This is a genomic window from Dyella kyungheensis (genome assembly GCF_049913195.1).
Classification (GTDB): Bacteria; Pseudomonadota; Gammaproteobacteria; order Xanthomonadales; family Rhodanobacteraceae; genus Dyella; species Dyella kyungheensis.
The window spans coordinates 493,353-514,866 of sequence record NZ_CP183983.1 but is presented as its reverse complement, the minus strand read 5'-3'; the positions used below and the strand labels follow the sequence as shown (position 1 = coordinate 514,866).

Genomic DNA, 21,514 nt, shown 5'->3' with positions numbered 1-21,514 from the left:
CCCTCGCGCCTGCCACGCTGCAGCTGCGCGGGAGTGCCAAAGGTCCTAGCCGTGGATGGGTTTTTCCGCGTTGCGGCGGCCTGCCGCCGACAGCACCAACCAGCCCAGCACCAGTGCGCTCAGCGCCTGGACGGCGACCATCGCGGCCACCACGCGGGCATCCAGCTGCGGCACGCCGAACCAGCCACCGGTGAGCAAGGGCATCGCGGCAGTGGCGAACAGCCGCGCCAGTTCCAGGCCAATGCCGATGCGCCGTGCCTCGGTGAGCGCGCCCAGCGCAGTGAGGCTGAGCACCAGGAAGACGGCATAGGCAACCAAGGTGGTCGCCGGCACCTGCTTGGCCAGATCGAGGAACTGCACCGCCATGCCGAGCAGCAGCGCGAACTGCACCAGTCCGTAGACGGTAAGGCCGCGCGAAAGCTGTGGCAGGAAGCGCTCGCGCTGGATATCGAACGCAGGCTTGGGAAAACGCTCCGCCACGTCCGCCGGACGCCAGCCCGGCGGCTTCAGCCAGACCAGCAGCTTGTCGCGCCAGCGACGCGCATGCCACGCATCCTTGGCCGTGGCCCAGTACACCTCGGCGTTGGCCCACAGCGGATTCCAGCTGCGCAACGGCGAACGCGTGCCGTAGATCGGCGGGTCGGTGTCGTCTTCCTCGATGAAGGTGCCGAACAGGCGATCCCATACGATCAGGATGCCGCCGTAGTTGCGGTCGAGGTAGCGGTCGTTCACCGCATGATGGGCGCGATGATTGGACGGCGAACAGAACACGCGGTCGAACCAGCCCAGTCGTCCCACCAGTTCGGTGTGTACCCAGAACTGGTAGAGCAGATCGATCAACGCCACCACCACGAACACTTCCAGCGGATAACCCACGATCGCCATCGGCAGGTAGAACAACCAGCCGAGCAACACGCCGCTGCCGGTCTGGCGCAACGCGGTGGAAAGGTTGTAATCCTCGCTCTGGTGGTGCACCACGTGCGCGGCCCAGAGGATGTTCACCTCGTGCCCCGCGCGATGCAGCCAGTAGTAGCAGAAGTCGTACAACAACAGCGCGGAGATCCACACCCACACGCTGTTGGCGGGCAACGCGAACAACGCGAAACGCTGCACGCACCATGCATAGATGCCCAACGTGAGCAGCTTGCTGAAGACGGCCACGATCTGCGAGATCACCCCGAGTCCCAGGCTGTTGATCGCATCGCTGCTGTGATACACGCTGCGGCCGCGCAGCCTGGCCACCAGCATTTCCAGCGCGATCAGCGCAAAGAACACCGGCGTGGCCCACGTGATGATGATTTCCTGCGTATTCATGGCCGCTCAACGACTCCCGCGAACCGATCGCGCCAGGCACCACATCGCCGTGTAGTACGTCACCAGCACCCACACCGTCGACAGCGGAATGACGAAACGGAAACGGTCCCAGGCCAACAGTGTATCGCTGAGCATGAAGATCAGCGCGCCCATCATCGACCAGTGCGCCGAGGTGGCCAACTCATCGGACGCGTGCTGCCGCTCGCGCACCACCGCCTGCCCGCCCATGCTCGCCAGCACCAGCACGTAGACCACCACCGGCAGATGCAGCGGCACCGGCAGGGACGGCCACAGCGCCCATAGATTGAACACGCCGTACGCCACGCAGGCCAGCATGCCCCACGGCCGGGCGGCAAAGCGGCTGTCGCCCAGCAGCGCGGCGATGAAACACAGGTGCGCCAGCAGGAACGACACCAACCCCGCCACAAAGGCATCGTGCGGCAGCATCAGGAACACGTCGCCGACCAACGAGCACAGCATGCCCGCGGCGATCCAGCGCCGGTAACGCTCCGACACCGCCGGCTCGGCCCGCCAGGCCATCCACAGGATCAGCACCGTGGTCAGCGGCTTGCACACCCAGTGCAGCCAGCGCCAGCCATCGATCTCACCGTGGGCTGCGAATACGGCGCCGGCGATGGCGCCCAGGGCCAGGACGACGATCGCGATACCGAAGCGGAGCGACGAGGCCGGGCCCGTCGTGGCGTTTGAAACAGACATGCATGGATTCCCCAACCCATCGATGGCTGTGATGGTAGAGCCAATGGGGGTGAGTGCCCTGTCGCAACGCAAAAAAATTCGTCTTGCCTGTAGGAGCGCACCCTGCGCGCGACCGCCACGCCGGGATGTATCGCTCCGTAGGATGGTCGCGCACAGGGTGCGCTCCCACAGTAGATCCGTAGCTCTGACTACAACCCTCGGCTACTGCTCTGGCTGCTGCTCTGGCTGCTGCTCTGGGCTGCTGCTCTGGGCACTGCTCTGGGCTCTCAGGGGTCCCCGTATGACGCGGCGGGTGGGTGGAGGAAAGCCCGCAGGGTGGCCCGCATGGATGCGGGCCAGTTTTTCGCCAGGGCAGGATGCCCTGTCGAAAAACCCCGGAGCCCACCCGCGCACCTGGAGGGCCGCTAGGCCCGTAAGGCGCGTCATCCGGGGGGCCCTTCTCTTTGGTTACTTTCTCTTGGGCAAGCAAGAGAAAGTAACCCGGCCTCCGGCAGGAGGACGGAAGCCCGCGGCAGGCGAGCCAGATCGCCGTATCGCGACAACTATACACCGAGGCTCTGGATCCCGGCCTGCGCCGGGATGACGAGCTAGTAAGACACGAGGCCTGCCCGCCGCTGCGCGAATCGCGTTTCGCGATTCGCGCACCACCCAACATCACCACCCAACATCGCCACCCAACATCACCGCCCATCCACCGCCTTGCGCCCAATCGCCGGATCATCCGTAAAAAACGAATCCACCCCCGCATCCAGATACGCCCGTATCTCCGCAATCGACCCCGCCTCATTGAACGCCTTCGGATCGCTCCCCTTCCAGAAATTCTTCGCCTGGAAGAAATTCTCCGGCCGGAACGTATACGGATGCAGCTCCAGCTTCACCGCATGCGCGTCATGCGCCAATGCCGTGGGCTTGCCCAGCGAGCCATCCGCAGCCAGCGGAATGATCGAACGGATGCTCGGCCCGATCGCATCGGCATACCCGGCGATATCGCGCAGGCCAGCGGGCGTCATCATCTGCGCGTAGGTCAGCTTCCCACCCGCAGCAACCACGTCGTACGGCGCTTCATTCGCATCGCCGAGCAGCTGAAGGAGACGGATATTGGGATGCTGCTTGCCCAGCTTGCCGCGCAGATAACGCAGGTTGGCGATCTCGAACGACTGGATTTCCACCGGCGCCGTGCGCGTGTATGCATGCGCGGCGAGCGTAGCCAGCACGAGGTCTTCCATCGGCAGCCCGGCCCGCTGGAAATAGGTGCCGTGCTTGATCTCGGGAATGATGCCGATCACGCGCCCCTGCGTGGCCGATTCGGCGGCCACGAAATCGATGATCTCGTCCAGCGTAGGTATCTGGAACTGTCCGTCGTATGCGGTACTGCGAAACTCCGGCAGGCGTTCGCGGGCGCGCAGCGTCTTCAGCTCGGCCAGGGTGAAGTCTTCGGTGAACCAGCCCGTCACCTTCTCGCCGTCGATCGTCTTGGTGGCCTTGCGCGAGGCGAATTCCGCATGCTGCGCCACGTCGGTGGTGCCGCTGATCTCGTTCTCGTGACGCGCCACCGGCACGCCGTCGCGCGTCATCACCAGGTCCGGCTCGATGAAATCGGCGCCGTCGGCGATCGCCTTGCCGTACGACGCCAGGGTGTGTTCCGGTCGCAGCGCGCTGGCGCCGCGATGGCCGATCACCAACACCTTCTTCGCCAACGGCGCTTCATTTGCCCGGATATCGGCTGTCATGAACAGTGCACCCGCCATCACAATGATCCAGCATAAACGACCCACGGTAGCTCCTTCGCAATGATCACGGCACGCCGCAGAGGGCGCATGGAGCGCCTATGGTGCCTATGACTCTTGGCACCGGTATGACTTGCGGCCAATGGTCGCCCGACAAGCCGATGCTAGCCTCCTGGCGACTTATTCGACGATCGGACTCTCCATGCTCACCACGCTCTTGGCCGCCCTGCTCGCCAGCGCCGCTCCCGCCACCGACTGCCACGTAGGTTCATATCGCCTCAGCGATGGAAGCGCGCTGGATATCGGCCATTCGGATGAAAACACCCTGCGCTGGCGACGTATCGACGGCAGCACCGGCAAGCTCAAGCGGGGTGCCGGCGATAGCTGGACCAGCACGTTCGGCTGGACGGACCGCCCGGACGGCAAGGATGTCCAGTTCACCGATTGTGCGAAGGGCAAGATCACCTTCGATGGCAAGCAGGGCGAGCGCATCCCCTTCACGGTGCAGGAGACGACGTTTGCCGGCGAAGGCGGCACGCGCCTGGTCGGACGGCTGATTCTCCCGCCCGGCAAGGGCAAGGTGCCGGTGGTGGTGCTGGTGCATGGCTCGGAAAAGGATTCGGCCCGCACGTTCGATGCCATGCAGCGCGAGTTCCCCATCGAGGGCGTGGGCGCGTTCGTCTATGACAAGCGCGGCACCGGCGCTTCCGATGGCCAGTACACGCAGGATTTCAGTGTGCTCGCCAACGATGCGGTGGCTGCGGTCGCCGAGGCTCGCCGGCTGGCCGGCGCGCGTGCCGGCCGGGTGGGTTATCGCGGCGGCAGCCAGGGCGGCTGGGTGGCTCCGCTGGCGGCCACGCGCACCAAGGTGGATTTCGTGATCGTGGGCTACGGCCTGGCCATCTCGCCGCTGGAAGAAGACCGCGAAGCGGTGGCGTTCCAGATGACGCTCAAGGGCTACGACCAGTCGGTGATCGACAAGGCGTGGGAGCTCTCCGATGCGGTGGGCCTGATCCTTTCCAGCGGACTGACCGATGGCTTCGACCAGCTCGATGCGGCCAAGGCCAAGTACGGCAAGGAGCCCTGGTACAAGGATGTGCGCGGCGACTTCAGCTATCTGGTGCTGCCGATGAGCAACGCCGAGATCCGCGAGAAGGGCAAGGCATACATGTGGCACACGCCCTGGCACTACGACGCCATGCCGGTGCTGGAGAAGCTGCAGACCCCGCAGCTGTGGGAACTGGGCGGGGACGACATCGATGCGCCCAGTGGCGAAACCCTGCGCCGCCTCGCCTCGTTGCAGGCCAAGGGTCTGCCGATCACCACGGCGTTGTTTCCGCATACCGAACACGGCATCACGGAATACGAACTCGGCAAGGACGGCGAACGCGTGAGTACGCGCTATGCGGCGGGTTACATGCAGCTCGCCATCGACTTCGCGAAGGGCACGCTGCATCCGCCCTATGGCAACAGCGCGATGGTGTTCCCGCAGCAAACACCCGCAAAATGAACACCCGTGGCACCGCGTTCGCGCGGTGCTAGGCTTCCGCCATGATCCGTCGTGGCCTCTTGTTCGCATGCCTCACGGGGCTGGCCTTCGCCGCCCCGGCCGCTGACGTCGCCACAGGCGTGTTCAAGGATGTGCTGTTCTCGCAGTACAGCAACCTGTCGAGCAGCACGGAACTGGCCCGGCGACTGGTGACGCCGTTGAATGCATGGCGACTGCAGCGTCACGCCGCCGGGCTGGGCATTGCCATCGCGGAACAGCCCATCGATCTGGCCAAGGAGCGGTTCGCGCTCTACGTTCCCGCGCAGATGCCGCCCGGCGGTTATGCCCTGCTGGTGTTCGTTCCGCCGTGGGACGAGGCCAGCATGCCGGCCGCATGGACGTCGATCCTCGAACGTCACGGCATGATCCTGGTCACCGCGGCCCATATCGGCAACGACACCAGCCTGCTCGACCGCCGCGAGCCGGTTTCGCTGCTGGCGGCCAGCAATGTGATGGCGCGTTACCGGGTCAATCCGCAGCGCGTCTATGTCGGTGGCTTCTCCGGCGGCTCGCGCGTCGCGTTGCGGCTGGCACTCGGCTATCCGGATGTGTTTCACGGTGCGCTGCTGGAGGCCGGCAGCGATACGCTCGGGCGGACGGTGCCGCTACCGCCGTTGTCGCTGCTGGAACAATTCCAGTCCTCCACACGCCTGGTCTATTTTACCGGCCAGCGCGACACGGCCAACCAGGATGCGGACAGGCAGAGCCGTGCGTCATTGCATGATTGGTGCATCGACGACTTCGATGTGCGCGCGATGCCCTGGACAGGTCACGACCTGGCCGAGCCGCCTGCCCTGGATCGCGCCCTGACCTCGCTGGAAACCCACAGTGCAACAGACCCCGCGAAACTCGATGCCTGTCGTGCACGGATCGCCAGCGATGTCGACAAGGCCCTTGGCCAGGTCGATGCGGACATCGCGGCCGGCAAACTCGACAACGCGAAACAACGGCTGGACGACGTCGACCGTCGCTACGGCGGATTGGCCGCACCGCGCAGCGTGGAACTGGCGACGCGGCTCGAACCAGCCGCGCCGCACAAACCCTAGGCGATGGTCATCGCATCCACCCGGCCGGCGCGTACCGCCTTGACCAGCGACGCATGGTCGCGTTCGTTCTGGTCGGCATACGCCACCGAGAAGCTCGTCATGGCATCGGCAAAGGCATCGCTCTTGCCCAGGTAGGCGGACAACAACACCGCATCGCCCGAGCGCGCATGCGCGCGTGCCAGCGTGCGGGCGCACAGACGGCCATAGCGGCGCAGATTGGGCGCGCGCATCACTTCGATCTGCGGCGAGATCTTCGCATCGCGCAACTGACGCACGTAGAAGTGACGCTTGGTTCCCTGCGTCCACCCCAAGAACAGATCGCTGGCCGCTTGCATCAATCGTTGGCCCGCAACGATGCGCTGGCCCTGGTGCTTATACGGCTTGTTCTTCACGTAGGGATCGATCACCGACCGCCGCGCTTCCTTGAACTGCAGGAACAGCGGATCGCCATTGCCCGACACCATCAGCATGATGCCGCAGTAGGTGCCCACGCTGCCCACGCCCACCACCTTCACCGCGGCGTCCACCGTCTGGAAGCGATCGAGCAATACGCGGCGTTCCGGCAGCAGCGAGTCGCGATAGTCGAGAAACGCCTTGCGGCGTTCGTCCAGCGTCACCTGGTTCTCCAGCAGCTCATCGTGATAGATCAACGGCGGTTCGTCCTGGATGCGCGGCGGCGAGCCGCCTTGCACCGTGAGCTTGATGAACTCCTTGGTGTGCGCGGTGTATTGCACGGCCTTGCGCACGCTCTTGTTGGCGAGCTGCTTCATTTCCTCGTCGCGCATGCGGTCGATCACGTCCTGCAGATCGATATGGTCGTACCACGCTTCCAGCACGGGCATCTCGGCGTAGTCGGCCAGGTGCGTCCGGTACGCGGACGCGGCCTCCCACGCGATGTCCCTGGCCTCGCCGTCGTTGAAGCCGTTCGCGCGCGAAGCCACCACCAGGCTGGCGCACAGGCGCTTGATGTCCCACTCCCACGGCCCGACCGTGGTTTCGTCGAAATCGTTGATGTCGAACACCAGCTTGCGTTCGGGCGTGGCGAAACCGCCGAAATTCACCAGGTGGCAGTCGCCGCAGATCTGCAGGTGAATGCCGGTGCTCGCGGTGTGGGCGAGATCGGCCGCCATGATGGCCGCCGCACCGCGGTAGAACGCGAACGGCGACGCCATCATGCGGCCGTAGCGAATGGGCACCAGCGAATCCACGCGCCCCTTCGAGGTTTCGATCAGCAACTCCACGGGGTCGAAGCGATCCTTCACCGGCTTCCAGCCGCCCAGCGACTTGCGCGCCACCTTGGCGCGAATGGTCCGCGCCATGGCCTCGCGATCCGCCGGCGCCTTGCGGAAGCTCTGCTGCGAAAGCGCTCCCTCGCCGACGTGGGCGAAAGCATGCAATGACGCTTCTTCGGCTCCCTTCGGGCGCCTGTGGGTCACCTTGGGCGCGCGCTCGTCCTTCGTCCTCGACATGGCTCCACCTCGCGATGAATACAGCGGATCAACAGGGAATCGCACGACGGATCATTTGACCTCCGCCCACCGCAAAGTGGAATAGCAAAACTACGTAGCGAGCGAAGCGGGCGCGGCCGGCGCCGGATCAGTCGGTGAGCGTTTCATGGCTCGCCGCTTCGCCCTGCTTCCAGTAGCTGGCGGCGCGGATACGCTGGCGGTCGAGTCCGTGCACGTTGATCAGACGCTGCCGTACCTGGCGGATGCTGCCGTACTCGCCGGCAGCCCAGGCGAAGCCGTGGCCCTCGGGCAGGATCAGCTCGGCCACGGCGTCCGGCAGCGCGGCATCGCCCGACTCCCGGCACAACCAGGTGATGCTGGCATTCGCCGCGGTGGCGATATCGATACGGGCGTCGGCGCTGCCGGTCTCGATCAGGGCGATGATGCATTCGCCCGCGCCGGCTTCTTCCAGGCGGCGGGCCATCGCCGGCAACGCTGTTTCATCGCCGATCAACAGGAGCCAGTCCAACCCCTCGGGCAGCAGGGAGGAACCACGCGGCCCGCCCAGGCCCAAGCGGTCGCTCGGCCTGGCGGCACGCGCCCAGGATGCGGCCGGACCCTCGCCATGCAGCACGAATTCGATCTCCAGCTCGTTGGCGGCGCGGTCGTAGCGGCGCGGGGTGTAGTCGCGGCTGGCGGGCCGGGGACGCGTGGGATCGAAGGCCATGCCCTGCTCCGTCACCGTGGGCAGCGATGGTGCGGATTCGCCGGCGCCGGGGAAAAACAGCTTCACGTGGTCGTCGAACGAGGCGGAGATGAAATCGCCCAGATCGCCGGTGAAGGTGACGCACAGTAGTCGCGGGGACACCAACTTCAGCCGTTTCACGCTCAATTCGCGCACTTTCAGGGGATGCCGGACGCGCCGGACTTCGGGGATCGACGTAGCCATGGAAACCTCGCTGGCCGCGGCTGGGCAGCGGCGCTATAATGGATGGAACTCATAGTGAGCTTGCTCAATACTTTTCCATGACGACGCCACGCAAGTCAACCCCAAGCCGATCCGCCACGGTCGAACTCGCCGACGCTTTCCTGGCCCTGCATCACCTGGTGCGCAAGCATGTCGACGCCGCCATGACAGCGGCCGGCCTGTCGCTGTCGCAGGCGAAGCTGCTGGCCTTGGTGGCCCGGCTCGCGCCCTGCCGGCCCAGCGATATCGCCACCGAAATGGGCTACGCGCCGCGCACCGTGACCACGGCGCTGGATGCGATGGAAGAAAGCGGCTGGATCGAGCGCTCGGCCCACCCCACCGACCGCCGCGCGCAACTGGTGGTGGTCACGGCCACCGGCCAGGCCAAGCTCGATGAAGTGCAGGGTCCCAAGCGCCAGGCGGTGGAGCACCTGTTCGGCGTGCTCGATGCGGCCGAGCAGAGACAGTTGCGCGAGCTGATGGATCGCGTGCGCCTGCGCGCCGGCGACTGAGCTTGACGCTGCCGCTCAGTTGAGCGGCGCCGACATCACCAGTTTCTCGATCGGATAACCGCGCTGCGCGGCTCGATGACGCAGCGCCTCGAACTGCGCGCGTTGCATTTGCGCATCGCGCGAGAGGACCCACAGGTAATCGCGACTCGGGCTGCCCACCACGGCCCAGCGATAGTCGGGGTCGACATCGAGCACCCAGTAATCGGCCCATACCCATGGGAGCCAGGACATCCATGCCGGAGCGAAGCGCACTTCGAGCGCGCCCGCGGCCTTGTCGGTCGTCCGCGCCACGCCGTTGGCGTCGTCCATCTTGCCGTCGCGCGTGCGGCAGGCGTTGCGCACGCCGACCCTGCCATCGGGCAGGCTGGTGTAGGTGGCGGTGATGTTGTCCACGCATTGGCGCTGGAAGAACATCGGCAAGTGCGCGATCTCGTGCCATTGGCCGAGATAGCGCTTGAGGTCGAGCTGCTTCACCGGCTCATTGGCCAGCTGTTGCGCGTGCACGGCCGGCATGAACACCGCCAGCAGCATAGCCAAGCCTATCCACGGACGATGCTGCATGGGGCACTCCTGCGATATTCGCGCTCGGATGCCAGTGTGACCAGCGGGCATCACGGACGTGCCAAAGGAGGGTGACGGTTTCGTCACCCTCCTGTTTTCAGCAAACGGGAACTGCGGCGATCAGGCCGCCTGGTTCTGCAGGTGTGCCACCGACGGGGCCGACGTTTCGCCGATCTCGATGCGGCGCAGCTTGTAGGCCTCGGGGATCTCGCGCTTGAGATCGATCACCAGCAAGCCGTTCTCCATGCGCGCACCGGTCACCTGCACATGCTCGGCCAGTTCGAAGCGGCGGTTGAACGGGCGGTTGGCAATGCCACGATGCAGCACTTCGCCTTCCTGCTCGCCCTTGCGCTCTCCGCTGACCGTGAGCACGTTGGCCTGCACGGTAAGGTTGATCTCGTCGCGGCTGAAACCGGCCACCGCCATGGTGATCCGATACTTGTCTTCACTCAGCTTGACCGAATCGAACGGCGGCCAGTTGTCGTTCGTCTGCGTGCGCGCGGCCGCGTCGAGCAGGTCAAGCACGCGATCGAAGCCGATGCTGGAACGGTGCAACGGCGAAAAATCCAGAACAGTACGCATAACCATATTCTCCATTGAGCAACAGGTAGACGCCGCGCAACATGCAGCGACGTACCGGCCCCGAAGCGACCGGTGAGAGGGAGATGTGGCTGCTCGCCATCGAATCAAGGCAAGGATTTCAGCTCGCGTTTAGCCGTCCAAATAGTCCTTGTGGCCACTTGAAAAGCCGGGGTCGAACCCAATGGCCCTGCCGGTGAAGAGCGCATCGCGGATGCCCCCTCGCCGGGCCCGTCCTTTCGTTTTCGGAAAGGATGGTTTGCCCGGCGCCCTGATTTTTTCGTCACCGGGCCGGCGCTACCGTAAGCCACCCTCTTGGAGAACAGCCATGCCTCGTCACCAGCTCATCGCTCCCCTGCTCGCCGCCGCCCTTTCCGCCGCTCCGCTGGCCCAGGCGGCCAGCCCGGACGCCACCCTGGTGACGCCCAAGCAGTTGATCGTCGACGCCAGCCTGGCCAAGGCCACGGCCAGCGCCAACGAACTGGCGGCCCGCCGCTACGACACCTTCTGGAATACCGGCGACGAGGCACTGGCCAAGGCCGCGCTGTCGCCGCACTTCATCGACCGCACCCCGCCCCCGGGCCGCGTGCAGGGTCCGGAAGGTCCGCTGCAAGCTTCCAAGGCATTCCGCCAGGTGGTGCCCGATCTCACCTGCGAGGTGGAACAGATGCTGGTGGTCGGCGACCGGGTCGTCGCGCATCTGCATTTCGCCGGCCATTTCACCGGCAGCTTCAACGGCATGCAGGGCAAGGGCCAGGCGATCGACTTCATCGCCACGGATATCTATCGCGTCGTCGACGGCAAGATCGTCGAGAACTGGCACCTGGAAGACAACCTCACGCTGCTCAAGCAGCTGGGTGCGATCAAGGAGTAAGTGCAGCGCGCATTGGTGGGAGCGCACTTGTGCGCGACGGGTGTGCGATATCGCCTCACTGAGGCCGTCGCGCACAAGTGCGCTCCCACATGAGGCGGGCTTCGCTCAGCGACGGATCGCCAACACGCCATCCAGCGCCAGCTGCGCCTTGAAGCCCGCCTTCTCCAGCCGCTTCGCCACTTCGTTCGGCACATCGCGATCGCTGGTGAGCTTGTTGGGGCTGCCGGTGTAGTGGAACATCCGCCCGCCACGGCGAAGCACGCGGGCGAGCTGATCGTAGAACGCCTGCGAATACAGCTCGCCGGCGATGCCAAAGCGCGGCGGATCGTGCAGCAAGGCATCCACCGAGGCATCGGCGAGCTGCGTGATCGCCTGCGATACGTCGGCATGGGTGAGTTCGAGCCGGCCGCCGCTGGACGGCGCATCCGGATCCGGCGACCAGGGATTGAGCGTGCGCAGCCACAGCACGTCCGGATTCTTTTCGAACGACTGGATCCGCGTCACGCCTGCTTCCAGGCAACAGGCCGCGAAATAACCCAGGCCGCCGCAGGTATCCAGCACCGTCTTGCCGCGCGGCTCGACCAGCGCCACCTTGCGGCGCGCGTCGTCCACCGGCGATTCCTTCGAGGTGGGGAGCATCTTGATGCCGTCGATCTCGAACGTGGGCGCGCCCCATTCGGTGGGCACCAGCTTGATCAGCGAGCCGGAGAAGCACGACACCGAGGAAAAATCCTCGCCATCCCAGTAGTAGATCGTGCGGTCCTTCAGCTTGCCCGGATACGGATAGCGCTCGCCGTTCCAGGCCCAGTCGTCCGCATGCAGCGATGCACTGCCGTTGGAGCGCCCCATATCCATCGATCCCGTCCACTCGCCCATACCGGCAGCGCGCGCGGCAAGCAGCGCCTCGGCAACGGAACGCGTCAGCAGGGGACCGGAATAATGCGACACGGGCGTGATTCTCCAGGGATGGCCGTGCAGTGTAGGAGCAACGGGCGCGGGGCACATCCGGCGTGCATGCCTATAATGGCGCACATGACTTCCTGGCAACGCCGATGACCGAACCCGTACGCCTGGCCAAACGCGTCGCCGCCCTGACCCAGTGCTCGCGACGCGAGGCGGAGATGTACATCGAGGGCGGCTGGGTGCGCGTGGACGGCGTGGTCGTGGAAGAGCCGCAGTTCATGGTGCAGGAACAACGCATCGAGATCGATCCGCATGCGCAGCTGGCGCCCGCGGAACCTGCGACGCTGGTGCTGCACAAGCCTGCCGGTGCCACCCTGGCCGAGGCCCGCGCGTTGATTCGCGCCGAAAGCCGTTCCCCCGAGGATGCCTCCGGCGTGCGCCTGCTCAAGCGTCACTTCGCGCGACTGGAATCGCCGCTGTCGTTGCCCGATAGCGCGAGCGGCCTGCAGGTATTCACCCAGGACTGGCGGGTCAAGCGCCGGCTGGAAGAGGATTTCGACCGCATCGAGCAGGAGATGGTGGTGGAAGTGGCGGGCAAGCTGGCACCGAACGGTCTTGCCTTGCTCAATCACGGGCTGAGCTTCGACAACTACGCGCTGCCGCCGATCAAGGTCAGCTGGCAGAACGAAACCCACCTGCGCTTTGCGCTGAAGCGGATTGCGCCCGAGAAGATCGAGCGCATGTGCAGCGCGGTCGGCCTGAAGATGCTGGCGATGAAACGCATCCGCGTCGGCCGCATTCCCATGTCGCGAATGCAGCCGGGGCAATGGCGCTATCTCACCAGCTCGGATCGCTTTTGATCCTTACTTAGGCTTCCTCAAAGGATCGAGCAGCGACTTGAGGCCGTTGTGATCGAGCTCCAGCGACAAGGCCAGCAAGTTACCCAGATCGCCCGGCGGAAAACCCTTGCGGGCGAACCAGGCCAGATAGGCGCCCGGTAGATCGGCGATGAGACGGCCCTGGTATTTGCCATAAGGCATGGTCACGGTGACCAGCCGCTGCAGGTCCTCGGCCTTCATTTGGCGAACAACCGCGAACGGTCGGCGAAGGCCTTGAACTCCAGGGCGTTGCCGCAGGGATCGAGCAGGAACAGCGTGGCTTGTTCGCCAGGCTGTCCCTTGAAGCGGATATGCGGTGCGACCACGAAGCGCGTATCCCTGGCTTCCAATCGCGTGGCCAGCGCCTGCCAGTCGTCCATCGACAGCACCACACCGAAATGGCGCACCGGCACGTCGTCGCCATCGACGTCGTGCGCGCTCACGCCACGCGCTTCCTCGGGAGCGAGATGCGCCACGATCTGGTGGCCATAGAAATCGAAGTCGACCCAGCTCTCGCTCGAGCGTCCTTCCGGACAGCCCAGCAGTTCGCCGTAGAAAGCGCGCGCGTTGGCGAGCGAGGTGACCGGGAAGGCGAGATGAAACGGCGATAGTTCGGACATGCGGCGGCTCGATGGCAAGGGCTGCGCTTTATTACCACTATGCTGCGTCATCGCAAAACGGCATCGCGCCAGTCGCTACACCTGGCCCGATGATGCCTTCTGGCGCAGACGATGCGCCGCCTGCTTCGCCCGATTGCCGCACAGCGCCATGCTGCACCAGCGACGCGCATGACCCCGCGTGTGATCCGCGAAGAGCAGCGTGCAAGCCGGACCTTCGCAGGCTTTTACGTGCGCGAAGTCTTCCTCGCACACCAGCCGCGCCATGGCTTCGGCGATGGGCAGCAGCAAGGCGTCCGACGAGTTCCAGCGACGCTTCTGCGCCAGCGCGAACACGGTCGACTCGCCGGACGGCTCGGCCACCACTTCGGCAAAGCGCTCGTCGCGCTTGAGCAGCTCGTTCAGCGGGTCGAGCGCCATCAGGTCGGTTGCCTGCAGCGGGCGCCCCTTGTGCTCGCGAACAAAACCGCGAAACCACTCGCGCAAAGCCCTGGCCTGCCCGGCCAGCCGATCGATCTCGCCCGGAATGGCGCGCTCGCGTGCCAAGCGGAGCGCCGCCTCGGGCACCAGCTGCGCCTGTTGGAGCCAGGCCAGCAAGCCCTCGCCGTCCTCAAGCCAGTCGATCGGGGTGTCCACCGGCGTGGCGACCGAATTGAGGAAATCCAGGCCGAGCGAATCGGCGAGGAAGAAGGCGGGCATGGGCTGGGTCATAGGGTTCTCCTTGGCGTCAAAAGTAACCGGCTAAAAAGTGCTTGACAAGTTACATTGTCAATCATAACCTCTTTACAGAAGTTGAGGCGGTTACAAGAGATTCAAGCCCCGCCCTGCCGCTACTCGCCAAACAAACTCAATAGGAGTCCTGGATCATGAACATGAAGGCTACGACGGTGGTATTGGCGCATGGCGCCTGGGCAGACGAATCGAGCTGGGGCAAGGTAGTCCAATCCCTCCACTCAAAGGGAATCAAAGCGGTTACTTTCAGCCTACCCATGACGACCCTGGCAGGCGACGTGGCTGCGCTGGACCAGGCGCTGGCTTCGATCGATGGACCGGCTGTCCTGGTGGGACACGCCTACGCGGGTGCGGTGATCGGCGCCACCCGCAGCGAGAAAGTGAAGGCCCTGGTCTATGTGGCCGGTCTGGCGCCCGACGAGGGCGAGACGGTGGCCGAGGTGTTCAACCGTTTCGGGCACGACGACAAGACGCCGGCACTGGCACCGGACGAAAACGGCCGCATCTGGCTGCCCACCCAGGCGTTTGAAAGCGCATTCGCGCAACACGCCACGGCGCAGGAGCAACAAGACCTGGCCGCGGCGCAGCGATCCATTGCACCGGCCTGCATCACCGTGCCCGTCGACGCGCCGCTCTGGAAGACGCTGCCCAGCTGGTATCTGGTGGCGCAGCACGACCACATGATCCCCGAGCGGACGCAGCGCTTCATGGCCGAACGCATGCACGCGCAGATCAGCGCCTTTCCCGTCGACCACCTGCCGCCCGTCACGGCGCCCTCGCTGGTGGTGGACGTGATCGTCGACGCCGTGCGGCAAACGGCCGCCTGATTCCGGCCGCAAACCTGTCCGCCTCTTCGCCCGGTGACCCGTCATGCGCCCTGAAACTTCGCCCGACAACCGCGTCGCTGCTTTTTCCGATGGCGTGATCGCCGTGATCATCACCCTCATGGTGCTGGAGCTGAAGGCGCCGGACGCAGATACGTTTTCGGCGCTGTGGCCACTGTGGCCGACCATGTTGAGCTATGCGGTGAGTTACCTGTTCATCGCCATCGTGTGGCTCAACCATCGTCACCTGATGCAATACGCGCGACATGCCACGTCGCGCTTGATCTGGGTGAACTTCGCCCATCTGTTTGCCGTATCGCTGGTGCCGTTCACCACGGCCTGGGTGGCGCGGACGATCCTCGCCGCGGCGCCGGTCGCCGTGTACGCGGCGGTATTCGTGGGCGTGAATGCGGCCTATCGCGTATTCGAGTCGGAAGTACTCAAACAGGTTGGCGCTGCACAGATGGGCGAGCAGGAGCGTCGCATGCGCCGTCGACGCTCATTGTCCACGCTGCTCATCTTTGCCGCCGCTTCGCTGACTGCGTTGGTCGCGCCGAGGATCGGCTTCGCCATGATCTGCGCCGCGCTGTTCCTCTATCTGCGACCGGAGGCGCCGTTCCATTGGCGGTTGCGTGGCTTCCGCCGCACCCGTCATCCCGTCAAGTAACCACACCCAATTCAACGTCCCCTCATCCCGAAGGAGAAACGCCATGAACACCATTCGCTATCGCAACGCCGACGTCGACGGCTTCAACATTTTCTACCGTGAAGCAGGCACGCCCGGGAAACCGAAGCTGCTGTTGCTGCATGGCTTCCCGAGCGCAGGGCATATGTTCCGCGACCTGATTCCCCTGCTCAGCGACGACTTCCACATCGTGGCGCCGGACCTTCCGGGCTTCGGCCAGTCGGCCATGCCGCCGCGCGAACAGTTCAAGTACACCTTCGATCACATCGCCGACGTCATCGACCGCTTTACCGACGTGGTTGGCTTCGATCGTTATGCCGTCTATGTATTCGATTACGGTGCACCGACGGGTTTCCGTCTTGCGGTGAAGCACCCGGAGCGCATTACCGGCATCATCTCGCAGAACGGCAACGCCTATGTCGAAGGGTTGAGCGAAGGCTGGAATCCCATCCAGGCCTACTGGAAAGACCCCTCGCCCGCCAATCGCGACGCGCTGCGTGCATTCCTCGCCCCGGAAGCCACGCGCTGGCAGTACACGCATGGCGTCGCCGACGAATCGCTGGTGTCGCCTGACGGCATCGCGCTGGACAACCATTACCTCGCTCGCGAAGGTGCGGACGACGTGCAGCTGGATCTGTTCCTCGACTACCAGAGCAACGTGGCGCTGTACCCCACCTTCCAGGCGTACTTCCGCGAACACCAGCCGCGCTTCCTGGCGGTGTGGGGCAAGCACGACCCGTTCTTCCTGCCGCCGGGCGCCGAAGCGTTCAAGCGCGATATCCCCGGGGCGCAGGTGAGCTTCCTCGATACCGGGCATTTCGCGCTGGAAACCCATGCGCGCGAGATCGCCGACGCCATCCGCACGTTCTTCATCCGCTGACCGGTCGACTCAGGAGAACGTCATGTCCCCCAGAACCGCCATCGTTACCGGTGCCAGCCAGGGTATCGGACAGTCCACGGCGATCCGCCTGGCGAAGGATTTCGGTGCCGTCGTGTTGGTGGCGCGGCATCGCGAGCACTTGCAGGAAACCGCCGCCATCGTGGAAGCGGCCGGTGCGAAAGCATTGATCATCGATATCGATCTGGCCGAGCGCACCGCGGCCAAGGCAGTGGTGGAAAAGACCTTGGCCGCGTTCGGCCGTATCGATGCCTTGCTCAATATCGCCGGAGCAGTGCCGCAGATCGACCTGTTCGAGATGACCGACGAGCAATGGGACGACGGCATGGCACTCAAGCTGCATGGCGGGCGACGGCTCACCATCGAAGCGTGGGAAGCGCTGAAGCAGGCGGGCGGCTCGGTGGTATTCACCTCCGGCAATTCGGCGATCTTTCCCAAGGCACCTTACGCCGCGGTCGGCACCATTAATGCTGCGATCGCGGCGCTCGCCAAGGCGTTCTCTGATCGCGGCATCGCAGACGGCGTGCAGGTGAACAGCGTGCTGCCCGGCCCGGTGATGACCGGCCGCCGTCGCTCGTACCTGGAACACTGGGCGCCCTTGCACGACATGACGGTCGCCGAAGCGATGGAGCGCTTTCCCCGCGAAGCTGGTATTGCCCGTTACGGCCAGCCCGAAGAGATCGCTGAATTGATGGCGTTTCTCGTATCGCCGGCAGCCCGCTGGATGACCGGCTCGATGCTGCGCATGGATGGGGGAGAAGTGAAGTCGGTGTAGCGATTCGACGAAGGTGGGCGCGCCGCATGCCGTGCATCAGGGATGAAGCGCGCCCTCACTCGCTGGAGAACGCTGCTTCGGAAGAATGACGCCGTGGACAAAACCGTCAGCCGTGCTTTCCGCCTTGAGCTCCGTGCTGTCGACGTCGTAGGTCAACTTGTCCCCCTGCACTTCACCTTGTCCCTCAATCTTCACGATGGCGTTGCGCGTCAGCACCGCGATCTGGTGAACATTGTCGTAGTCGAGCGTTTCCGCGTCGCCCTGGACGAGTCGATTCTGTTCGTCCAGTTCCTGGATATGGGCTGGACGCCCGGTAACGACCACGCGGGCGATCTGCTGGTTCTCGTCCATGTAAAGCGTGGCCACATCCCCTGTAACGACGAGGCTACCCTGGGTAATCCTGACGTTGCCCTTCAAGGTGGTGACGGAACTGGGGCTGTCATAGGCTTTCGTTGATTTGGCCACGATGCCAATGGGTGCAGAGCGGTCCGCCTTCTTGGCTATGGCGGCGCCGCCCACCGCCAGCACTAAGGCGAGCAACAACGAAGTGGCCAACCGTTTGAGCGCCATCGACCTCTCCTCGTTGCGGCGCCGACGAGCGATCCGTCCATGGCGCCGGGCCAGCGATCAACGGGTGCGCATTCACTCTGCGACGCGCGGCGCTCGTTGATCCATGCCATTCTGGTGCAGCATCAGCGCCACGACTTTGCCGTCCTTATCGCGTTCGAAGTCGATCTGCGCGTCCACCACGCGAAGAAAGAACTTGTCGCGCGCACTGGCATAGATCGGGAACGCGTTCTGGCCAGTGAGCTGCACAAAGGCTTGTCCATTCTTGAGCGTGACGTCGATCACGGCCTGCGGTGCCAGCTGGTAGTGGCCGATGTAGTTGCCAAGGGTGGCAGTGTCGAGCGCGATCGCCGGCCGGTCACTCGCTTCGGGCATATGCTCGCCCACGCGGGGCGCCACATGGTCGCCATGCTGATGCACCACCACGCTGGTGACCTTGCCATGCTCGTCGCGCTTGAAACTGAGGCTGATATCGGCCACCGCCGCGAAGAACTCATCCTTGGCGCTGGCATAGACCGGAAACTCGTCCTGCCCCGTGCCCTGCGACATCAGCTGGTCGCCTTTGTGAAACACGGCGATGTTGAAGCCGGGATGCAGCTGGTAACTCCCGACGTAGTCGTCCAGCTCCTTCTCCGGCACGCTGATGCGCTTGTGCGCGGGCGCCAGCGGCGCGTCCGCCAGCAGGGTCGCGCGGCCCAGGTCCTCGGGCGCGATGGCAGCATTGGTGAGCACCACCACGCCGTGGCGGCGATCGGCAGTGAAACCGAGATAGCTCGCGTACCCGCCCGTCATGCCGCCATGTTCGATGACGTCGCCAACGGCGTCGTGATGCGTCATCCATACCAGGCCGATGCGCTCGGCCGGCGTGGGGCCATCGGCTCGAGCCGCCTGCGCGAACTGCATCGCGGGATAAAGCGTCGACGGCAACCGCCCCATGTTGGCTTTCAGATAACGCAACATGTCATTGCCCGAACTGACCAGGCTGCCCGCACCCGCAAGCGCATCGATATGCCAGTTGCCCATCGGCTTGCCGGTCGCGTCGTGCCCCGGTGCCATGGTGGCGTGCATGGCATCGGTCTGCACCGTGGAGCTATGGCGCATGCCGAGCGGCTGCAGTACCTGTTGTTGCAGCAGTTGCTCGTAACTCGTGCCGGCATGCACACCCAACGCATAGCCCAACAGACCCACGCCAAGATTGGAGTACTCGTAGCGGGCGCCAGGATCGCGCGGCAACGTGTACGAAGACAGGAACGCCTTCAGCTTCGCGGGACTGTAGTCCGCATAGGGATCCATGGCGTCCGCCGGGCGCAGATTCGATGGCAATCTCGGCAGGCCGGAGTTCTGCATGGCCAGATTGCCCAATGTCACAGCCTTGCCGTCACGGGACGGAATGCTGAAACCAGGCAGCAGCGACGCCACCGGCTGATCGAGCTGCAGCTTGCCCGTGGTCACCTGTTGCGCCAGCAGCGTTGCGGTAAACGTCTTGGTGATCGAGCCGATCTCGAACACGGTATCGCCATCGAGTGACTTGCCCTGGTCGAGCTTGCCGTAGGTGTACACCGCGCTGCGGTCGCCATCCACCACGGCGATGACCAGGGCGGGATACTCACCCGCATCGATGCGCTGTCGCAGCGTATCGGCAACGCGTTGCGGAAGCAGCGGCGCGTCCGTCGCGGCACAGGTGGTGGCAAGCAGCAAACCCAATGCGGCGCAGAGCTTTTTCATGGCACGTCCTGTTGATGAAGTAGCACGCACATCATCCCGCGCAGACCTTGGCCGTCGTGTGCAAGGGACGGCCTATCTTGAGGCAAACATTGTCGGTCCCGCTATCGCATGGACGTAGGTGCAACGGGATCACGTGATGTGCTTCATGGGATGCGTCGCGCGTTCTTGCGAACACAACTTGCAACATGCATCCACGGCGAATCCTGAAAAGGTTGTTGCGCGTTTCGACCGGCACTGCCGTCGCGTCGAGCACTCAAGCTGGCAACGTAGCGGGATAGCCGTTACTCTTCGATGTTGCAACGCATCACTGCGCCGCCTACGGCCCGAGTCATCCCCATGTCCTCTTCCGTCCCCGTTCTCGATCCGGGCACGTCGCCCGTTCGCGCCCCTCATGTTGGGCTGGTCATTCTTGCGCTCGCGGTAGGTGGCTTTGCCATCGGCACCACGGAATTCGCCTCGATGAGCATGCTGCCGCTGTTCGCGCAGGGACTGGGCATCGATGCACCCACCGCCGGTCACGCCATCAGCGCCTACGCCTTGGGCGTGGTGGTGGGTGCGCCGGTGATCACGGTGCTCGGCGCGCGATGGCCGCGCCGGCGCCTGCTGTTGCTGCTGATGGCGATGTTCACCGTGTTCAACGGATTGACCGGGCTCTCCCCCAGCTATCACTGGATGCTGCTGTTTCGTTTTCTCAGCGGCCTGCCGCACGGCGCGTACTTTGGCGTCGGCGCGCTGGTCGCCAGTTCGCTGGTGCCCGCCAACCGGCGAACGCGCGCGGTGGGCCAGATGTTCCTCGGGCTCACCTGCGCCACGGTGGTCGGCGTGCCGCTGGCCAGCTGGCTCGGCCAAGTGGTGGGATGGCGCTGGAGTTTCGCGCTGGTCGCCTTGCTTGGCGTGGCCACGATGAGTGCCGTGTTCGCGTTTGCGCCGAACACCCCGGCCGATGCCGAAGCCAGCCCATTGCGTGAACTGGGCGCACTGAAGCGCTCGCAGGTGTGGATCACGCTGGGTATCGGCGCGATCGGTTTCGGCGGCATGTTCGCCGTGTACACCTATCTCGCCGACATTCTGCTGCACGTGACGCACATGCCGCTGGCCAGCGTGCCCTGGGTGATGGGCGTGTTCGGCATCGGCATGACCCTGGGCAACGTGATCGTTCCCCTGTTCGCCGATCGCGCACTGATGCGTACGGCCGGCGGCCTGCTGCTGTGGAGCCTGGTGGTCCTGGCGATCTTTCCTTTCACGGCAGGCAACGTGTGGGCACTCAGCGGCACGGTCTTCCTGATCGGCATCGGCGGCGCCCTGGGCACCGTGTTGCAGACGCGATTGATGGATGTCGCCGGCGACGCCCAAGGCCTCGCCGCATCGCTGAACCACTCCGCCTTCAACGCCGCCAACGCACTCGGTCCGTTTCTCGGCGGCCTCGCCATAGCGCACGGCTACGGCTGGACATCGCCGGGCTTCGTGGGCAGCGGACTGGCGCTGGGTGGCTTGTTGTTGTGGCTGGTGTCGATGGCGGTGGATCGACGTCGCGACATCGACGCTGTCGCGGAGTGTTGCTGACAGAACGCCCGCTTCGGCTCGGCGCGGTCGCAACGCGTGCGCGTTCAACGATC

23 protein-coding genes are annotated in these 21,514 nt (G+C 64.7%); 10 read left to right on the top strand and 13 right to left on the bottom strand.

Features of this window, described 5'->3' with window-relative positions:
- Positions 1 to 45: 45 nt before the first annotated feature.
- The 3 genes from ACN9MB_RS02105 to ACN9MB_RS02095 all read right to left on the bottom strand — a co-directional run bounded on the left by ACN9MB_RS02105 (position 46) and on the right by ACN9MB_RS02095 (position 3,761).
- Positions 46 to 1,314 (bottom strand): sterol desaturase family protein, encoded by a 1,269-nt coding sequence (locus tag ACN9MB_RS02105; RefSeq protein WP_426270618.1) that lies wholly within the window; start codon positions 1,312 to 1,314, stop codon positions 46 to 48.
- Between the two features lie 6 nt (positions 1,315 to 1,320).
- Positions 1,321 to 2,031 (bottom strand): lysoplasmalogenase, encoded by a 711-nt coding sequence (locus ACN9MB_RS02100; protein ID WP_426270617.1) that lies wholly within the window; start codon positions 2,029 to 2,031, stop codon positions 1,321 to 1,323.
- A 680-nt stretch (positions 2,032 to 2,711) separates the two neighbouring features.
- Positions 2,712 to 3,761 carry a glycerophosphodiester phosphodiesterase gene (locus tag ACN9MB_RS02095; RefSeq protein ID WP_204638120.1) on the bottom strand — a complete coding sequence of 350 codons (1,050 nt, stop codon included), beginning with the start codon at positions 3,759 to 3,761 and terminating at the stop codon, positions 2,712 to 2,714.
- A 199-nt stretch (positions 3,762 to 3,960) separates the two neighbouring features.
- Here ACN9MB_RS02095 and ACN9MB_RS02090 point away from each other — a divergent pair, with 199 nt between their 5' ends.
- A complete protein-coding gene (locus ACN9MB_RS02090; RefSeq protein ID WP_204638119.1) occupies positions 3,961 to 5,268 on the top strand; it encodes an alpha/beta hydrolase family protein in 1,308 nt (435 codons plus the stop codon).
- 41 nt (positions 5,269 to 5,309) lie between these two features.
- Positions 5,310 to 6,353: a hypothetical protein gene (locus tag ACN9MB_RS02085; protein ID WP_426270616.1), complete on the top strand. Its 1,044-nt coding sequence runs from the start codon at positions 5,310 to 5,312 to the stop codon at positions 6,351 to 6,353.
- Here the strand turns inward: ACN9MB_RS02085 and ACN9MB_RS02080 are convergent.
- A complete protein-coding gene (locus ACN9MB_RS02080; RefSeq protein WP_239536235.1) occupies positions 6,350 to 7,822 on the bottom strand; it encodes a DUF2252 domain-containing protein in 1,473 nt (490 codons plus the stop codon). The two genes, ACN9MB_RS02085 and ACN9MB_RS02080, sit on opposite strands and share 4 nt — an antisense overlap.
- 127 nt (positions 7,823 to 7,949) lie before the next feature.
- Positions 7,950 to 8,750, bottom strand: a complete 801-nt coding sequence (locus ACN9MB_RS02075; RefSeq protein ID WP_426270615.1) for a siderophore-interacting protein — start codon at positions 8,748 to 8,750, stop codon at positions 7,950 to 7,952.
- 77 nt (positions 8,751 to 8,827) lie between these two features.
- Here ACN9MB_RS02075 and ACN9MB_RS02070 point away from each other — a divergent pair, with 77 nt between their 5' ends.
- A complete protein-coding gene (locus tag ACN9MB_RS02070) occupies positions 8,828 to 9,280 on the top strand; it encodes a MarR family winged helix-turn-helix transcriptional regulator (protein ID WP_426270614.1) in 453 nt (150 codons plus the stop codon).
- Positions 9,281 to 9,295: 15 nt separating this feature from the next.
- Here the strand turns inward: ACN9MB_RS02070 and ACN9MB_RS02065 are convergent, their stop codons facing one another.
- Both ACN9MB_RS02065 and ACN9MB_RS02060 read right to left on the bottom strand, forming a co-directional pair.
- A complete protein-coding gene (locus ACN9MB_RS02065; protein WP_426270613.1) occupies positions 9,296 to 9,841 on the bottom strand; it encodes a lipocalin family protein in 546 nt (181 codons plus the stop codon).
- A gap of 120 nt (positions 9,842 to 9,961) precedes the next feature.
- On the bottom strand, positions 9,962 to 10,423 hold the full coding sequence (locus tag ACN9MB_RS02060) for an Hsp20 family protein (RefSeq protein WP_204638114.1): 462 nt from the start codon (positions 10,421 to 10,423) through the stop codon (positions 9,962 to 9,964).
- A 325-nt stretch (positions 10,424 to 10,748) separates the two neighbouring features.
- On the opposite strand from ACN9MB_RS02060, the gene ACN9MB_RS02055 reads away from it, so the two are divergent.
- Positions 10,749 to 11,294 (top strand): ester cyclase, encoded by a 546-nt coding sequence (locus ACN9MB_RS02055; RefSeq protein WP_426270612.1) that lies wholly within the window; start codon positions 10,749 to 10,751, stop codon positions 11,292 to 11,294.
- Between the two features lie 105 nt (positions 11,295 to 11,399).
- On the opposite strand, the gene ACN9MB_RS02050 is transcribed toward ACN9MB_RS02055, so the two are convergent.
- On the bottom strand, positions 11,400 to 12,242 hold the full coding sequence (locus tag ACN9MB_RS02050) for a class I SAM-dependent methyltransferase (protein WP_426270611.1): 843 nt from the start codon (positions 12,240 to 12,242) through the stop codon (positions 11,400 to 11,402).
- Between the two features lie 104 nt (positions 12,243 to 12,346).
- Between ACN9MB_RS02050 and ACN9MB_RS02045 the strand changes: the two genes are divergently transcribed.
- Complete coding sequence (locus tag ACN9MB_RS02045) at positions 12,347 to 13,057, top strand: rRNA pseudouridine synthase (protein WP_426270610.1); 711 nt, start codon at positions 12,347 to 12,349, stop codon at positions 13,055 to 13,057.
- Between the two features lie 3 nt (positions 13,058 to 13,060).
- On the opposite strand, the gene ACN9MB_RS02040 is transcribed toward ACN9MB_RS02045, so the two are convergent.
- The 3 genes from ACN9MB_RS02040 to ACN9MB_RS02030 form a co-directional block, all read right to left on the bottom strand.
- On the bottom strand, positions 13,061 to 13,276 hold the full coding sequence (locus tag ACN9MB_RS02040; RefSeq protein ID WP_426270609.1) for a DUF3820 family protein: 216 nt from the start codon (positions 13,274 to 13,276) through the stop codon (positions 13,061 to 13,063).
- Positions 13,273 to 13,695 (bottom strand): VOC family protein, encoded by a 423-nt coding sequence (locus ACN9MB_RS02035; RefSeq protein WP_204638109.1) that lies wholly within the window; start codon positions 13,693 to 13,695, stop codon positions 13,273 to 13,275. Before ACN9MB_RS02035 ends, ACN9MB_RS02040 begins: the two co-directional genes overlap by 4 nt.
- 75 nt (positions 13,696 to 13,770) lie before the next feature.
- Positions 13,771 to 14,403 carry a CGNR zinc finger domain-containing protein gene (locus ACN9MB_RS02030; protein ID WP_204638108.1) on the bottom strand — a complete coding sequence of 211 codons (633 nt, stop codon included), beginning with the start codon at positions 14,401 to 14,403 and terminating at the stop codon, positions 13,771 to 13,773.
- 155 nt (positions 14,404 to 14,558) lie between these two features.
- On the opposite strand from ACN9MB_RS02030, the gene ACN9MB_RS02025 reads away from it, so the two are divergent.
- Genes ACN9MB_RS02025 through ACN9MB_RS02010 form a run of 4 tightly spaced genes read left to right on the top strand, consistent with a single transcriptional unit; the run spans position 14,559 to position 17,606 of the window.
- Positions 14,559 to 15,251: an alpha/beta fold hydrolase gene (locus ACN9MB_RS02025; protein WP_426270608.1), complete on the top strand. Its 693-nt coding sequence runs from the start codon at positions 14,559 to 14,561 to the stop codon at positions 15,249 to 15,251.
- 43 nt (positions 15,252 to 15,294) lie between these two features.
- On the top strand, positions 15,295 to 15,915 hold the full coding sequence (locus ACN9MB_RS02020; RefSeq protein WP_426270607.1) for a TMEM175 family protein: 621 nt from the start codon (positions 15,295 to 15,297) through the stop codon (positions 15,913 to 15,915).
- Between the two features lie 43 nt (positions 15,916 to 15,958).
- Positions 15,959 to 16,813, top strand: a complete 855-nt coding sequence (locus ACN9MB_RS02015) for an alpha/beta fold hydrolase (protein WP_426270606.1) — start codon at positions 15,959 to 15,961, stop codon at positions 16,811 to 16,813.
- Positions 16,814 to 16,835: 22 nt separating this feature from the next.
- Entirely contained in the window at positions 16,836 to 17,606 is a 771-nt protein-coding gene (locus tag ACN9MB_RS02010; protein ID WP_426270605.1) for an SDR family oxidoreductase, read from the top strand.
- A 36-nt stretch (positions 17,607 to 17,642) separates the two neighbouring features.
- Here the strand turns inward: ACN9MB_RS02010 and lptA are convergent, their stop codons facing one another.
- Positions 17,643 to 18,176 (bottom strand): lipopolysaccharide transport periplasmic protein LptA, encoded by a 534-nt coding sequence (lptA, locus tag ACN9MB_RS02005; protein ID WP_426270604.1) that lies wholly within the window; start codon positions 18,174 to 18,176, stop codon positions 17,643 to 17,645.
- Between the two features lie 72 nt (positions 18,177 to 18,248).
- Positions 18,249 to 19,898 carry a serine hydrolase gene (locus ACN9MB_RS02000; RefSeq protein WP_426270603.1) on the bottom strand — a complete coding sequence of 550 codons (1,650 nt, stop codon included), beginning with the start codon at positions 19,896 to 19,898 and terminating at the stop codon, positions 18,249 to 18,251.
- A 336-nt stretch (positions 19,899 to 20,234) separates the two neighbouring features.
- Between ACN9MB_RS02000 and ACN9MB_RS01995 the strand changes: the two genes are divergently transcribed.
- On the top strand, positions 20,235 to 21,461 hold the full coding sequence (locus tag ACN9MB_RS01995; protein ID WP_204638101.1) for an MFS transporter: 1,227 nt from the start codon (positions 20,235 to 20,237) through the stop codon (positions 21,459 to 21,461).
- The last annotated feature ends 53 nt before the right edge of the window (positions 21,462 to 21,514 follow it).

Bases quoted from the DNA above. Each gene is read 5' to 3' on its own strand.
- ACN9MB_RS02105 (WP_426270618.1), bottom strand. From the start codon at position 1,314: ATGAATACGCAGGAAATCATCATCACGTGGGCCACGCCGGTGTTCTTT.
- ACN9MB_RS02100 (WP_426270617.1), bottom strand. From the start codon at position 2,031: ATGTCTGTTTCAAACGCCACGACGGGCCCGGCCTCGTCGCTCCGCTTC.
- ACN9MB_RS02095 (WP_204638120.1), bottom strand. From the start codon at position 3,761: ATGACAGCCGATATCCGGGCAAATGAAGCGCCGTTGGCGAAGAAGGTG.
- ACN9MB_RS02090 (WP_204638119.1), top strand. From the start codon at position 3,961: ATGCTCACCACGCTCTTGGCCGCCCTGCTCGCCAGCGCCGCTCCCGCC.
- ACN9MB_RS02085 (WP_426270616.1), top strand. From the start codon at position 5,310: ATGATCCGTCGTGGCCTCTTGTTCGCATGCCTCACGGGGCTGGCCTTC.
- ACN9MB_RS02080 (WP_239536235.1), bottom strand. From the start codon at position 7,822: ATGTCGAGGACGAAGGACGAGCGCGCGCCCAAGGTGACCCACAGGCGC.
- ACN9MB_RS02075 (WP_426270615.1), bottom strand. From the start codon at position 8,750: ATGGCTACGTCGATCCCCGAAGTCCGGCGCGTCCGGCATCCCCTGAAA.
- ACN9MB_RS02070 (WP_426270614.1), top strand. From the start codon at position 8,828: ATGACGACGCCACGCAAGTCAACCCCAAGCCGATCCGCCACGGTCGAA.
- ACN9MB_RS02065 (WP_426270613.1), bottom strand. From the start codon at position 9,841: ATGCAGCATCGTCCGTGGATAGGCTTGGCTATGCTGCTGGCGGTGTTC.
- ACN9MB_RS02060 (WP_204638114.1), bottom strand. From the start codon at position 10,423: ATGCGTACTGTTCTGGATTTTTCGCCGTTGCACCGTTCCAGCATCGGC.
- ACN9MB_RS02055 (WP_426270612.1), top strand. From the start codon at position 10,749: ATGCCTCGTCACCAGCTCATCGCTCCCCTGCTCGCCGCCGCCCTTTCC.
- ACN9MB_RS02045 (WP_426270610.1), top strand. From the start codon at position 12,347: ATGACCGAACCCGTACGCCTGGCCAAACGCGTCGCCGCCCTGACCCAG.
- ACN9MB_RS02040 (WP_426270609.1), bottom strand. From the start codon at position 13,276: ATGAAGGCCGAGGACCTGCAGCGGCTGGTCACCGTGACCATGCCTTAT.
- ACN9MB_RS02035 (WP_204638109.1), bottom strand. From the start codon at position 13,695: ATGTCCGAACTATCGCCGTTTCATCTCGCCTTCCCGGTCACCTCGCTC.
- ACN9MB_RS02030 (WP_204638108.1), bottom strand. From the start codon at position 14,403: ATGACCCAGCCCATGCCCGCCTTCTTCCTCGCCGATTCGCTCGGCCTG.
- ACN9MB_RS02025 (WP_426270608.1), top strand. From the start codon at position 14,559: ATGAACATGAAGGCTACGACGGTGGTATTGGCGCATGGCGCCTGGGCA.
- ACN9MB_RS02020 (WP_426270607.1), top strand. From the start codon at position 15,295: ATGCGCCCTGAAACTTCGCCCGACAACCGCGTCGCTGCTTTTTCCGAT.
- ACN9MB_RS02015 (WP_426270606.1), top strand. From the start codon at position 15,959: ATGAACACCATTCGCTATCGCAACGCCGACGTCGACGGCTTCAACATT.
- ACN9MB_RS02010 (WP_426270605.1), top strand. From the start codon at position 16,836: ATGTCCCCCAGAACCGCCATCGTTACCGGTGCCAGCCAGGGTATCGGA.
- lptA (WP_426270604.1), bottom strand. From the start codon at position 18,176: ATGGCGCTCAAACGGTTGGCCACTTCGTTGTTGCTCGCCTTAGTGCTG.
- ACN9MB_RS02000 (WP_426270603.1), bottom strand. From the start codon at position 19,898: ATGAAAAAGCTCTGCGCCGCATTGGGTTTGCTGCTTGCCACCACCTGT.
- ACN9MB_RS01995 (WP_204638101.1), top strand. From the start codon at position 20,235: ATGTCCTCTTCCGTCCCCGTTCTCGATCCGGGCACGTCGCCCGTTCGC.